The 13,599-nt window shown below is 63.0% G+C and carries 15 protein-coding genes; all 15 read left to right on the forward strand.

From position 1 onward, the window contains the following. Positions 1–32 precede the first annotated feature (32 nt). Positions 33–269 carry a 50S ribosomal protein L31 gene (gene rpmE / locus G4D79_RS15790; RefSeq protein ID WP_003941310.1) on the forward strand — a complete coding sequence of 79 codons (237 nt, stop codon included), beginning with the start codon at positions 33–35 and terminating at the stop codon, positions 267–269. Positions 270–415: 146 nt separating this feature from the next. Then, positions 416–1,495 carry a peptide chain release factor 1 gene (gene prfA / locus G4D79_RS15795; RefSeq protein ID WP_003941341.1) on the forward strand — a complete coding sequence of 360 codons (1,080 nt, stop codon included), beginning with the start codon at positions 416–418 and terminating at the stop codon, positions 1,493–1,495. A 77-nt stretch (positions 1,496–1,572) separates the two neighbouring features. Continuing rightward, the gene (prmC, locus tag G4D79_RS15800) at positions 1,573–2,505 is read left to right on the forward strand and encodes a peptide chain release factor N(5)-glutamine methyltransferase (protein WP_030537333.1); all 933 of its coding nucleotides are present in this window, start codon (positions 1,573–1,575) and stop codon (positions 2,503–2,505) included. After that, a complete protein-coding gene (locus G4D79_RS15805; RefSeq protein WP_003941345.1) occupies positions 2,502–3,164 on the forward strand; it encodes an L-threonylcarbamoyladenylate synthase in 663 nt (220 codons plus the stop codon). Before prmC ends, G4D79_RS15805 begins: the two co-directional genes overlap by 4 nt. Positions 3,165–3,166: 2 nt before the next feature. After that, the gene (gene glyA, locus G4D79_RS15810; RefSeq protein WP_030537334.1) at positions 3,167–4,492 is read left to right on the forward strand and encodes a serine hydroxymethyltransferase; all 1,326 of its coding nucleotides are present in this window, start codon (positions 3,167–3,169) and stop codon (positions 4,490–4,492) included. Then, the gene (locus tag G4D79_RS15815) at positions 4,489–5,676 is read left to right on the forward strand and encodes a glycosyltransferase family 4 protein (RefSeq protein ID WP_099698504.1); all 1,188 of its coding nucleotides are present in this window, start codon (positions 4,489–4,491) and stop codon (positions 5,674–5,676) included. Before glyA ends, G4D79_RS15815 begins: the two co-directional genes overlap by 4 nt. A 32-nt stretch (positions 5,677–5,708) precedes the next feature. After that, positions 5,709–6,179, forward strand: a complete 471-nt coding sequence (locus G4D79_RS15820) for a glycine zipper family protein (RefSeq protein ID WP_030537336.1) — start codon at positions 5,709–5,711, stop codon at positions 6,177–6,179. A 280-nt stretch (positions 6,180–6,459) separates the two neighbouring features. After that, complete coding sequence (gene atpB, locus G4D79_RS15825; protein ID WP_003941403.1) at positions 6,460–7,287, forward strand: F0F1 ATP synthase subunit A; 828 nt, start codon at positions 6,460–6,462, stop codon at positions 7,285–7,287. Between the two features lie 83 nt (positions 7,288–7,370). Continuing rightward, positions 7,371–7,613: an ATP synthase F0 subunit C gene (locus tag G4D79_RS15830; protein ID WP_003941327.1), complete on the forward strand. Its 243-nt coding sequence runs from the start codon at positions 7,371–7,373 to the stop codon at positions 7,611–7,613. Positions 7,614–7,620: 7 nt separating this feature from the next. Beyond that, a complete protein-coding gene (locus tag G4D79_RS15835; protein ID WP_003941337.1) occupies positions 7,621–8,181 on the forward strand; it encodes a F0F1 ATP synthase subunit B in 561 nt (186 codons plus the stop codon). Between the two features lie 5 nt (positions 8,182–8,186). Further along, on the forward strand, positions 8,187–9,011 hold the full coding sequence (locus tag G4D79_RS15840; protein ID WP_003941304.1) for a F0F1 ATP synthase subunit delta: 825 nt from the start codon (positions 8,187–8,189) through the stop codon (positions 9,009–9,011). A gap of 62 nt (positions 9,012–9,073) precedes the next feature. Further along, positions 9,074–10,717 (forward strand): F0F1 ATP synthase subunit alpha, encoded by a 1,644-nt coding sequence (gene atpA / locus G4D79_RS15845; protein ID WP_007726218.1) that lies wholly within the window; start codon positions 9,074–9,076, stop codon positions 10,715–10,717. A gap of 48 nt (positions 10,718–10,765) precedes the next feature. Further along, positions 10,766–11,749, forward strand: a complete 984-nt coding sequence (locus tag G4D79_RS15850) for a F0F1 ATP synthase subunit gamma (RefSeq protein ID WP_003941320.1) — start codon at positions 10,766–10,768, stop codon at positions 11,747–11,749. 3 nt (positions 11,750–11,752) lie between these two features. Then, positions 11,753–13,204 carry a F0F1 ATP synthase subunit beta gene (gene atpD / locus G4D79_RS15855; protein WP_003941349.1) on the forward strand — a complete coding sequence of 484 codons (1,452 nt, stop codon included), beginning with the start codon at positions 11,753–11,755 and terminating at the stop codon, positions 13,202–13,204. Positions 13,205–13,210: 6 nt separating this feature from the next. Beyond that, entirely contained in the window at positions 13,211–13,579 is a 369-nt protein-coding gene (locus tag G4D79_RS15860) for a F0F1 ATP synthase subunit epsilon (RefSeq protein WP_003941287.1), read from the forward strand. Positions 13,580–13,599: the final 20 nt, after the last annotated feature.

Genomic DNA, 13,599 nt, shown 5'->3' on the forward strand with positions numbered 1-13,599 from the left:
ACGTCGACCCGGCGACCATTGAAAGGGACACCATGAAGGCAGGAATCCACCCAACCTACGTAGCGACCACCGTCGTCTGCGGTTGCGGTAACACGTTCGAGACCCACAGCACCAAGGAGTCCGGACGCATCAACGTCGAGGTTTGCTCGCAGTGCCACCCGTTCTACACGGGCAAGCAGAAGATTCTCGACACCGGTGGACGCGTCGCTCGCTTCGAGGCTCGCTACGGCAAGCGCGCAGACAGCAAGGTCCCGGCCACCGAGTCCTAGCTGTTCCGCCGACGCCCGATCTGCCATGCGCAGATCGGGCGTCGGCTTTTTTGTGCCTGCACTCGGTTTGCGCGTTTCCCGGGTCCCGGCGTCGAAATACCTTCAAGCGCGCACCGTAGGAATCGAAACTCAGAGCGGAGCGAACCATGGCAGGCGCAACCCAGCCCTCGGCCATCGACGACATCTTGGCGGAGCACGCCGGTCTCGAAGCACAGATGTCCGATCCGGCGCTGCACAACGACCCTGCCGCTGCCAGGCGCGTCGGTAAACGGTTCTCCGAGCTCTCGCCGATCATGTCGACGTACAACAAGCTCACCGCTGCGCAGGACGATCTGGAAGCCGCGCGCGAACTAGCCGCCGACGATTCCAGCTTCGCCGCCGAGATCCCCGATCTCGAAGCCGAGGTCGCGCAGCTCGAGCAGACGCTTACCGATCAGTTGGCGCCGCGTGATCCGCATGACGGCGACGACATCGTCCTCGAAGTGAAGTCCGGTGAGGGCGGCGAAGAATCCGCGCTCTTCGCCTCGGACCTGGCCCGCATGTACGTCCGCTACGCGGAACGGCATGGCTGGCGCGTCGAGATTCTCGACGCGACGGTCTCCGACCTCGGCGGATACAAGGAAGCCACGCTGTCGATCAAGAGCAAGTCGGACACCCCAGACGGAGTGTGGGCGCGGCTGAAGTTCGAGGGCGGCGTTCACCGCGTCCAACGAGTGCCCGTCACCGAATCCCAGGGGCGCGTTCACACTTCGGCTGCCGGCGTTCTGGTCTACCCGGAGCCCGAAGAGGTCGAGCAGGTCCAGATCGACGAAAGTGACCTGCGTATCGACGTCTACCGTTCGTCCGGCAAGGGCGGTCAGGGCGTCAACACGACCGACTCTGCTGTCCGAATCACGCACCTTCCGACCGGCATCGTCGTCACCTGCCAGAACGAGCGTTCGCAGCTCCAGAACAAGGCGCGCGCCATGCAGGTCCTTGCAGCCCGTTTGCAGGTAGTCGCCGAGGAAGCCGCGGACGCTGAAGCGTCGGCAGGTCGCCAGAGTCAGGTTCGGACGGTGGACCGTTCGGAGCGCATCCGCACCTACAACTTCCCCGAGAACCGCATCACCGATCACCGCATCGGATTCAAGTCGCACAACCTCGACGCGGTGCTCGACGGTGAGCTCGACGCACTTCTCGATGCATTGGGCAAGGCGGACCGAGAGGCGCGTCTCGCGGCCGAGTAGATGCAGACCATGACTGACCTCCATCCCGCCGGGAACTCGGTGAACCGCGTGTCGGTCGAGCGTGGCAGGCTGTACCCGTGAGTCGACTTCCACTTCGTTTGGCGCTGATCGAAGCTGCAAAACAGCTCGACGCCGCAGGTGTGCCCAGCCCACGCACCGACGCCGAGTTGTTGGCATCCCACCTGCTCGGGGTCGAACGCACGCGTCTCGGACTGATTCCGTTGGTCGATCCCGAGGTCATCGCGGCCTTCGACGAGTTGGTTGCCCAACGGGTGAAGCGGATTCCGTTGCAGCACATCATCGGAGTCGCGTCGATGGGCAACATCGACGTCGCTGTCGGGCCGGGTGTCTTCATTCCGCGGCCGGAAACTGAACTGCTCATGGGTTGGGCACTCTCGTTCCTCGAAGGTTGCGGAAGCAAGCCGCCGGTAGTTCTGGACCTGTGCACGGGATCGGGTGTACTCGCGCTGTCCATCGCCGAGGCCCGTCCGGACGCCGTCGTTCACGCCGTGGAGAAGGAGCCCGCCGCGCTGGCGTGGGCGCGTCGTAATGCTGCCGACCGCGAGGCCGCCGGTGATACACCGATCCATCTGCATCAGGGTGATGTCACCGATCGGAACCTGTTGCCAGGGCTCGAGGGCGGCGTCGATCTGGTCGTGTCCAATCCGCCGTACATCCCCGAAGGCGCGCAATTGCAGCCTGAGGTCATGGATTACGACCCACACACCGCACTGTTCGGCGGTACCGACGGTCTGTCCGTCATCAAACCCATGATCAGCAACATCGCACGGTGGCTTCGAATCGGCGGCGCGGCAGGCATCGAGCACGACGACACCAACGGGGACGGCGTCGCTGCGCTGTTCTCGGCGCGCCGGGTATTCGGCGAGGTCGCGCAGCATCCAGATCTTGCCGGTCGTCCGCGATTCGTCGTCGCCAGACGTGTCGCCACCGACGTCGAAGCACAGCGGAATCGAACGCCCGAAGCGCAGAGTGAAAGGATGGCTGAGTGAGCACCGTGTACGACTGCAGTCAGACAGATTCCCGAACCGCAGGCTTGGCCGCCGCGAAGAACGCGCTCAAGGCCGGCCGACTCGTAGTTCTCCCTACCGACACCCTTTACGGACTCGCCGCCGACGCGTTCGACAGCGAAGCTGTCACGAGTCTGTTGCGCGCCAAGGGACGCGGGCGAGACATGCCCGTCCCGGTTCTGGTCGGATCGTGGAACACCATCGACGGGCTCGTCTACAGCGTGCGCCCGCAGGCACGGGATCTGATCCGCGCATTCTGGCCCGGCGGACTGAGCCTGGTCGTCGAGCAGGCGCCTTCACTTGCCTGGGACCTCGGTGATACCCGCGGAACCGTCATGCTCCGCATGCCCTTGCATCCGGTTGCCCTCGAACTGTTGCGCGATGTCGGACCGCTTGCCGTCTCGAGCGCCAACATTTCGGGGCGTCCGCCGGCAACTACCGTCGAGGAAGCCCGAGATCAGCTCGGCGGATCTGCCAGCGTGTATCTCGACGGGGGCAAGGCCGAACACGCCGTTGCTTCCACGATCGTCGACCTGACCGGCAATTCACCGCGTATCTTGCGAGTGGGTGCCGTCTCGGCAGAATCCATCGCCGAGGTATTGGGCACCAGTCCGGAAAGTCTCGTAGAGGGAGTTTCGTAACGATGGTCGGCGCCGGCGGCGAGCGCGCGGGGGAATCCACGTATTGGGGACCGGATTTCGGTGAGCTTGCCACGGCAGACCCCGAGATCGCGGCTGTTGCGCTGGCCGAACTCGAGCGTCAGCGCGACGGACTTCAACTCATCGCGAGCGAGAACTTCACCAGCCCTGCCGTACTGGCTGCCTTGGGTTCGACCCTGAGCAACAAGTACGCCGAGGGCTATCCGGGTCGGCGTTACTACGGCGGGTGCGAGTACGTCGACGTAGCCGAGAATCTGGCGATCGATCGGGCAAAGGCGCTGTTCGGCGCCGAGCACGTCAACGTCCAACCGCATTCGGGGGCCACTGCGAATCTCGCGGTGTACGCCGCATTCGCCAAGCCCGGCGACACCGTATTGGCGATGAGTCTGCCGCACGGTGGGCATCTGACTCACGGGTCTCGCGTCAGCTTTTCTGGGCAGTGGTTCACCACCGTTCCCTATCACGTCGATTCGGCCACCGAATTGATCGACTACGACGAGGTTCGCACCCTGGCTCTGGCGCACAAGCCGAAAATCATCGTCGCCGGCGCGACCGCGTACTCCCGCACCATCGACTTCGCAGCCTTCCGCTCGATCGCAGACGAGGTCGGTGCGATCCTGTGGGTCGACGCCGCCCACTTCATCGGACTGGTGGCAGGCCGGGCGATACCTTCGTGCGTTCCGTACGCCGACGTCGTCTCCGCGACGACGCACAAAGTCCTCAGAGGCCCGCGCGGCGGAATGATCCTGTGCCGCAGCGAGCATGCCTCGGCTGTAGATCGCGCGGTGTTCCCCTTCATTCAAGGCGGCCCGATGATGCATGCGATCGCTGCGAAGGCGGTTGCCTTCAAGGAAGCGTCGACGCCGGAATATCGTTGGTATGCACAGGAAGTGGTTGCCAACGCATCGGCACTCGCGCAGTCGTTGGAAGCTCGCGGCCTGCGCACCGTGTCCGGTGGAACCGACACACATCTGGCGCTTCTCGACCTGCGCGCAAGCGGTGTCACCGGAGTCGACGCCGAGCGTAGGTGCGGACTGGCTTCGATCACGCTCAACAAGAACGCGATTCCGTTCGATCCGCAGTCGCCCGCCGTCACGTCCGGAATCCGCGTCGGATCCGCGGCCGTCACGACCCAGGGTTTCAACCGCTCCGACATGAGCGTGGTGGGGGAGTTGATCGCGCGCGCAGTTGTCGCGGACCCCGCCACCACGTCAGGAGAGGCCGAGTTGGCAGCAGTTGCCGACGGCGTTCGCGAACTGGTCCGGGCAAAGCCTGCCTATGCCCGCCAGACGGGTGATCTCGAGCAGTGATCACTTCCTACGAGGCGACCACGTATCTGGCACAGGGTGGCGGGGGAGCGGGTGTTCCCATCCGTGAACTTTTGCTCGTGCTGTGTACGGCGGCGGTGGTGACCTACCTGGCGACTGGCGCAGTCCGGTTGTTGGCGCTGAGGTTCGGCGCTGTCGCGATTCCTCGTGATCGGGACGTTCACGTCGAGCCGATTCCGCGCCTCGGTGGCGTCGGAATGTATGTCGGCATGGCTGTCGGTCTGCTGTTCGCGCAGCAATTACCCGCGCTCACAAGAGGTTTCGGCTTCGGCAGTCCTGACGTACACGCTGCGCTCGTAGCTGGCGCCGTCATCGTCCTCGTGGGTGTGATCGACGACAGGTGGGGCCTCGACGCCCTCACCAAATTTGTCGGTCAGGTGACTGCTGCCGGCGTTCTCGTGGTGATGGGCGTCAGCTGGTTCATCATCTACAACCCGTTCGGCGGTGACGGTGGGTCCACCATCATCCTCGATCAGATTCAATCCGGACTGTTCACCGTTGCTGTTGCCGTCGCGACCATCAACGCCATGAATTTTGTCGACGGTCTCGACGGATTGGCCGCCGGGTTGGGGCTGATCGCGGCGCTCGCCATCCTCATCTTCTCGATCGGTCTTCTCCACGATCAGGGCGGCGACGCGAGTGTCTACCCGCCGGCGATGATCGCGGCGGCCTTGGCAGGCGCTTGTCTCGGTTTTCTTCCACACAACTTCAATCCAGCGCGCATTTTCATGGGCGATTCCGGGTCGATGTTGATCGGTCTCATGCTGGCCGCGATCTCCACCAGTGCATCCGGTCGTATTCCGCTCGCTGCTTACGGAACCCGCGACCTCGTCGGCCTCCTCGCGCCGTTGTTGCTGGTCGGGGCTGTGATGTTCATCCCGATGCTGGACATGCTCCTGGCCGTGATCCGCCGGACGAAAGCGGGCGTCAGTCCGTTCAGTCCGGACAAGATGCACCTGCATCATCGCCTCTTGCAGATCGGACACACGCACCGACGAGTTGTGCTGGTCATCTACCTGTGGGTCAGCGTCCTGGCGTTCGGTGCCGTCGGATCCTCGCTGCTCAATCGTCGGCTGGTTGTTGTACTCGTCGCGGCCGGTTTGGTTCTTGCGTTGTTCTTCACTGCGGTGCCTTCGCTGATCGATCGCAAGCAGCAGCGTCGCTAGCCAAGTTTTCCGATCCATTACCCTTGGGCATCGTGACGAACACGCCGCAGCCTGTACCTGCCTCGCAACCCATCCCTGATTCGACCGCCGCCATGAAGTCGGCCGTGAAGTGGGGTGTGATGGGGCTGATCGCGCTGGCCGTGGTCGGCGCGCTCCTGGGCGGGCTCTTCGCCGGTAAGGAAGGCGTCTACGGCGCTCTGATCGGCGCAGCCGTCGGCGGCGGGTTCATCTTGTTCACGGCGTTGGGCGTGCTGCTCACAGCGAAGCTGCCTGCGCTCACGGCCGGTGCCGTTCTGCTCGGTACCTGGCTGCTGAAGATGATTCTCGCGATGGTGGTTCTCTTTGTCCTCTCGGACATGGATTTCTACAACAAGACCGCCCTCGTCCTGGTCATCATCATGTCGCTGGTCGTGGTGCTCGGTGCGGAGACTTACGGCGTCCTGGGAACCAAAACTCCGTACGTCGATCCCGCTCCCAGCAGCAACGTCGACGACGACGAGTAGTACTACAAGAGGTAACTAATCGGACTTCCAGGTACCCCATCTACACAATGTCGTAGATGACTTGATAAGGTTCGGTTCAAGCGAGAGCAATGGTGGGCCGAGTAACACTCAGCCGACGATGCCATGTGCTCGCAGGTGGTCGAAATTCTGACCACTGAGTCGACGAGAGTCGCCGACACCGACAGACGCCAGGCCCCTCTAGGGTTCTCCAGCTGCTGACGAATGCGCGAGTCGAACTTGTCGACTTGTAGATCGTCAATGTCCGATCGAACCGCAGTCAATGATGGCTGCGGACCGACTACGGGAGAGAACGCTGAGCGTCACCACCCTGGCCGCGGATGAATTCCATGCGCCGTCACTAGACGATTTTTTCCCGCCCTCCGTGTTGATTCACGCGGGCCCCTTCGAGCTCGACCGTCTGATGCTGATTCGTCTGCTGATGTCGGTGCTGGTCGCAGCCTTCTTCGTGATCGCAATGCGCAGCCCTCGACTGGTTCCCCGTGGACTGCAGAACGCAGCTGAGCTCGCGCTCGACTTCGTTCGTATCAACATCGCCGAGGAGATCCTGGGCAAGGAACAGGGCAAGCGCTTCCTGCCGGTCATCACGACGATCTTCTTCATCGTGGTCGCCAGCAACCTGGCCAGCGTCATTCCCTTCCTGAACATCTCGCCGAACGCACGAATCGGTATGCCGCTGGTACTCGCAGCGCTCGCCTACATCGTGTTCAACTACGTGGGAATCAAGAAGTACGGCTTCTTCAAGTACGTCAAGAGCAGCATCGTCGTTCCCGGCGTCCCGCTGCCCCTGCACTTCCTGTTGGTGCCCATCGAGTTCATCTCGACCTTCATCCTGCGCCCGTTCACGCTGATGGTTCGTCTCATGGCCAACATGTTGGCCGGCCACATCCTGCTGGTGCTGTTCTTCAGCGCGACGAACTACTTCTTCTTCGTGTCCGGCGGATTCCAGGCGATCTTCGGTGTTCCGTCGATCATTGCCGGTATCGCATTCACGTTCTTCGAGCTGCTGGTCATCTTCCTGCAGGCTTACGTGTTCGCGCTGCTGACCGCGGTGTACATCGATCTGGCGCTCCACGCCGACGAGCACTGACCTTTTACCTCCTCACCAGCTACACCAAGAACTGAGCCTCTTGCCGAATCCGGCGGAGGTCAACAGAAAGGGAATGGAACACCATGAGCATCGCTTACCTCGCTCAGGAAGTTGTCGAGACCAAGTCGCGCGGCTACGGAGCCATCGGCTACGGCCTCGCAGCAATCGGCCCCGGCATCGGCGTGGGCATCGTTGTGGGCAAGGCAATCGAAGGCATGGTCCGCCAGCCCGAGATGGCCGGCCAGGTTCGTACCACCATGTTCCTCGGTATTGCATTCACCGAGGCCCTCGCGCTGATCGGCCTCGTCGCCGGCTTCATCTTCTAAGACCGACATGGCAGCCACCATCGCAATTCTCGCGGCGGAGGGGACGACTGAACACAATCCCCTCATCCCCGAGACATACGACATCGTGTGGTCCGCGGTCGCGCTCGTAGTAGTTGGTTTCGTCTTCTGGAAGCTCGTTCTTCCGAAGTTCCAGAAGGTCTTGGCCGAACGCACCGAGCAGATCGAGGGCGGCATCAAGAAAGCCGAAGACGCACAGGCGGAGGCAGCAGCAGCGCTCGAGCAGTACCGCGCGCAGCTCGCCGAAGCTCGTACCGAGGCAGCGCAGATCCGTGAGGAAGCGCGTACCCAGGGTCAGCAGATCATCGCTGACATGAAGGTTCAGGCGCAGGACGAGAGCGACCGCATCGTGGCCGCAGGCCACAGCCAGCTCGTCGCCCAGCGTCAGCAGATTGTCGCTGAGCTCCGCTCGGATCTCGGCAAGACCGCTGTAGACCTGGCCGAGAAGGTCATCGGGGAGTCCCTCGCCGACGACGTGAAGCGCGCCGGAACGGTTGATCGTTTCCTCAACGAGCTCGACACCGTCAGCGCTGATTCAGCCAGGAAGTGAGCAACATGTACGCAGCGAGCCGTGAAGCCTTGGCGCAGACTCGTTCTGCGCTGAGCAGTGCCCTGGGCGCCGTCTCTGCAGGAGCCGCAACTGCTGCTTCTGCTCAGGCTGGGTCCGAGCTCTTCTCGGTGGTCGAGGTACTCGACGGCCAGCGCGCTCTTCGCAGCGCGCTGGCTGACGCTTCGGCACCGGCCGCTGGTCGCCAGGCTTTGGCAGAGCAGTTGTTCTCCGGAAAGGTCGGCGCCGAGGCGCTCGCCACCGTGAAGGCAGCTGCAGGCCAGGACTGGTCTGCGGCCCGCGACTTGGTCAACTCGCTCGAACTGCTCGGACGCGAAGCTCTGCTCCGCGCCGCAGCCGATCAGAGCCAGTTGGACACCGTTGAGGACGAGCTCTTCCGTCTCGGTCGCATCGTGGCAGGGGATCCCAGCCTGGAGCAGACGCTCTCGGATCTGTCGGTTCCCGCAGCCCGCAAGCGTGAGTTCCTCTCCCGCTTGCTCTACGGCAAGGTCACTGCGGTCACCGAGGCACTCGCCGGACAGGCCGTCGGCCGGTTGAAGTCTGCACCCGCAGACACTTTCGATCAGCTGTCGAATCTTGCCGCAGCGCAGCGCGATACCACCGTTGCTCACGTTCGCAGCGCCTCGGCGTTGAGCTCGGAGCAGTCGGATCGCTTGGCCAGCACTCTTACCCGCACCTACGGGAAGCCGGTAGCAGTACACGTCGAGGTTGATCCAGAACTCCTCAGCGGCTTGGTCGTCCGGGTGGGCGACGAGGTTATCGACGGCAGCGCAGCGGGTCGACTCGCAGCACTGCGGAAGAACCTCAAGTAGTCCTTCAGCCGAACACATACTCCAGATCTTTTCGAAGACCAGACACCGAGAGCAGGAAAAACATGGCGGAGCTGACGATCTCCTCCGACGAGATCCGTAGCGCGATCGACAACTACACCGCGAGCTACTCCCCGGAGGCCTCCCGTGAGGAGGTCGGCACAGTGACCGACACCAGTGACGGCATTGCGCACGTCTCTGGCCTGCCTTCGGCTATGTCCAACGAGCTGTTGGAGTTCCCCGGTGGAATCGTCGGCGTCGCGCTCAACCTGGATGCCACCGAAATCGGTGCCGTCATCCTTGGCGATTACCAGAACATTCAAGAAGGCCAGGAAGTAAAGCGCACGGGCGACGTTCTGTCGGTTCCCGTCGGCGATGCTTTCCTCGGCCGCGTCATCGACCCGCTGGGTGCGCCCATCGACGGCCTCGGCGAGATCGAGAGCACCGAGAACCGTGCACTCGAGCTCCAGGCCGCTTCGGTGCTCGAGCGCCAGCCGGTCGAAGAGCCGCTCCAGACCGGTATCAAGGCTATCGACGCCATGACCCCGATCGGCCGCGGCCAGCGCCAGCTCATCATCGGCGACCGCAAGACCGGCAAGACCGCGGTCTGCATCGACGCCATCCTGAACCAGAAGGCCAACTGGGATTCCGGCGATGTCAACAAGCAGGTGCGCTGCATCTACGTTGCCATCGGTCAGAAGGGTTCCACCATCGCGGGCGTCAAGGCTGCCCTCGAGGAGAAGGGCGCGATGGAGTACACCACCATCGTTGCTGCTCCGGCCTCTGATTCCGCAGGCTTCAAGTGGCTCGCACCGTACACCGGCTCGGCCATCGGCCAGCACTGGATGTACCAGGGCAAGCACGTTCTGGTCGTGTTCGACGACCTGACCAAGCAGGCAGAAGCGTACCGCGCCATCTCGCTGCTGCTGCGTCGCCCGCCGGGACGCGAGGCTTACCCCGGTGACGTCTTCTACTTGCACTCCCGTCTGCTGGAGCGTTCGGCGAAGCTGTCCGACGCACTCGGCGGTGGCTCGCTGACGGCTCTGCCGATCATCGAGACCAAGGCGAACGACGTCTCGGCTTACATCCCGACCAACGTCATCTCCATCACCGACGGTCAGGTGTTCCTCGAGTCCGACCTGTTCAACAAGGGCGTTCGCCCCGCGATCAACGTCGGTATCTCGGTCTCCCGCGTCGGTGGCGCTGCACAGACCAAGGGTATGAAGAAGGTTTCCGGTTCGCTGCGTCTGGAACTGGCTCAGTTCCGTGAGCTCGAAGCGTTCTCCGCTTTCGCATCCGACCTCGACGCTGCCTCCAAGGCTCAGCTCGAGCGCGGGGCCCGTCTGGTCGAGCTGCTCAAGCAGGATCAGTACAGCCCGATCCCCGTCGAGGACCAGATCGTCTCGATCTACCTGGCCGGCGAAGGCATCTTCGACAGCGTTCCGATCGGCGACGTCCGTCGCTTCGAGAAGGAACTGCTCGAAGACCTCAAGCACTCGGCTGCTGGCGTCTACTCCAGCATCAACGGCGGTAAGGCACTCGATGCCGACAACGCTGCTGAGCTGATCGCCGCGACGAACAAGTTCAAGGAAGGCTTCATCGCATCCGACGGAAGCCGGGTCGTGAACGAAGCCGAGGCTGACGCTTTGGGCGCCGACGAGGTCGCGAACGAGCAGATCAACGTCAAGCGCAAGACCGTCAGCAAGTGACGTACGCGCCCATGACACTGCGAATTCCGAAGGGAGAGTGATTGATCGATGGCGAGCATTCTCGAATTGCGGTCTCGTATCAAGTCGGTCAACTCGACCAAGAAGATCACCAAGGCACAGGAACTGATCGCGACTTCGCGTATCACCAAGGCTCAGATTCGCGTCGCCGCGTCCAAGCCGTATGCCGAGGAGATCACGAAGGTACTCACCGAATTGGCGAGTGCGTCTGCTTCGCTCGATCACCCGTTGCTCAACGAGCGTCCGGAGCCCAAGCGGGCAGCGGTCCTCGTTGTCACCAGTGACCGCGGCATGTGTGGTGGCTACAACTCCAACGTCCTCAAGCAGGCAGAAGAGCTCATGGCTCTCCTCCGCAGCGAGGGCAAGGAGCCGGTCGTGTACGTGCTCGGTTCCAAGGGGCTCGGCTACTACACGTTCCGCGGCCGCGACATCGGTGCTGCGTGGACGGGCTTCTCGCAGGATCCGGGTTACTCGGATGCAGCGAAGGCCAGCCGCCACCTGGTGGAGCTGTTCATGGCTGGTTCGGGTAACCAGGTTGCCGCTCCGAACGGTGAAGGCACGATCGAGGGCGTCGACGAACTCCATATCGTCTACACCCGCTTCGTGTCGATGCTGACGCAGACTCCCGAGGTTCGCCGTATGGCTCCTCTCGAGGTCTTCGTGTCGGAAGAGCGCATCGAACTCGGTGACGACATGCTGACCAACGGCCACGACGACGACCATGACAATGGCCCCGTCGCGGACTTCAGCTTCGAGCCCGAGCCCGAGAAGCTTCTCGGTGCTCTTCTCCCGAAGTACGTCAGCACTCGTATCTTCTCGTCGCTTCTCGATGCTGCGGCATCGGAGTCGGCAGCCCGTCGTACTGCCATGAAGGCCGCGACGGACAACGCAAACGAACTGGTGAACACGTTGAGCCGTCAGGCCAACCAGGCTCGCCAGGCCCAGATCACCCAGGAAATCAGCGAGATCGTCGGCGGCGCCAACGCGCTCGCCTCGAGCGCAGGAAGTGACTAGCACATGACCGCAGCAGTAACCGAAAACAACGGGGCAGGTTCGGCTTCGGCCGTAGCCGGCCGCGTCGTGCGGGTCATCGGTCCCGTCGTGGACGTTGAATTCCCGCGTGGCGCTGTTCCTGAACTGTTCAACGCCCTGAACGCCGAGATCACGCTTCCCTCGGTCGCCAAGACGCTGACGCTCGAGGTTGCACAGCACCTCGGTGACAACCTGGTCCGCACCGTCTCCATGCAGCCCACCGACGGACTCGTCCGCGGCACTGCAGTGACCGACTCGGGCAAGCCGATCTCGGTTCCCGTCGGTGACGTCGTCAAGGGCCACGTGTTCAACGCACTGGGCGATTGCCTCGACACCCCGGGCCTCGGCCGCGACGGCGAGCAGTGGGGAATCCACCGCAAGCCACCAGCCTTCGATCAGCTCGAAGGTAAGACCGAGATCCTCGAGACCGGCATCAAGGTCATCGACCTCCTCACCCCGTACGTCAAGGGTGGAAAGATCGGCCTGTTCGGTGGCGCCGGCGTCGGCAAGACCGTTCTGATCCAGGAAATGATCACGCGTATCGCTCGCGAGTTCTCGGGCACCTCGGTGTTCGCAGGCGTCGGTGAGCGTACCCGTGAGGGCACCGACCTCCACCTGGAAATGGAAGAGATGGGCGTCCTCCAGGACACCGCCCTTGTCTTCGGCCAGATGGACGAGCCGCCCGGAACGCGTATGCGCGTCGCCCTGTCCGCACTGACGATGGCGGAGTACTTCCGCGACGTTCAGGGCCAGGACGTTCTGCTGTTCATCGACAACATCTTCCGCTTCACGCAGGCAGGCTCCGAGGTTTCCACCCTCCTCGGCCGTATGCCTTCGGCAGTGGGCTACCAGCCCACGCTGGCGGACGAGATGGGTGAGCTCCAGGAGCGCATCACCTCGACCCGTGGTCGCTCGATCACCTCGCTGCAGGCTATTTACGTGCCCGCCGACGACTACACCGACCCCGCGCCGGCTACGACGTTCGCGCACCTCGATGCCACCACCGAGCTTTCGCGCCCGATTTCGCAGATGGGTATCTACCCCGCTGTGGATCCGCTGAGCTCGACCTCCCGCATCCTGGAGCCCGGCATCGTCGGTGCCGAGCACTTCCGCGTTGCCAACGAGGTCAAGCGCATCCTGCAGAAGTACAAGGAACTGCAGGACATCATCGCCATCCTCGGTATGGACGAGCTTCAGGAAGAGGACAAGGTCCTCGTCGGCCGCGCCCGTCGTATCCAGAAGTTCCTCGGCCAGAACTTCATCGTTGCCGAGAAGTTCACCGGTGAGCCCGGCTCCGTCGTGCCGCTCCGCGACACGATCGAAGCCTTCGACCGCGTCTGCAAGGGCGAGTTCGATCACCTGCCCGAGCAGGCATTCAACAGCTGCGGTGGACTCGACGACGTCGAGGCTGCAGCCAAGAAGATGGCCGGGAAGTAGTCCACGATGGCTGAGATGACCGTAGAACTCGTTGCCGTCGAGCAGCGCTTGTGGTCTGGTTCGGCGACGCTGGTCAGCGCTCAGACCACCGAGGGTGAAATCGGAATCATGCCTGGGCATGAGCCGGTCCTCGGCCAGCTGATCGAGGGCGGAACCGTGTCGATCACCTCGGTCGACGGCGAGCGTATCGTTGCTGCGGTACACGGAGGATTCCTCTCCGTCACTGCGACGACGGTGACGATCCTTGCCGAGTCCGCGGACATGGCACAGGACATCGACGTCGAGGCAGCCAAGGCTGTCTTGGCCGAGAACTCGGGCGACCTCGAAGCGATTGCGGTCGCCAAGGGTCAGCTCCGGGCCGTCGAGCGCGCGTAAGTTACTCGAGTAAAGCCGCG

This window comes from Rhodococcus sp. WY5 (assembly GCF_018588185.1).
GTDB lineage: Bacteria > Actinomycetota > Actinomycetes > Mycobacteriales > Mycobacteriaceae > Rhodococcus_F > Rhodococcus_F qingshengii.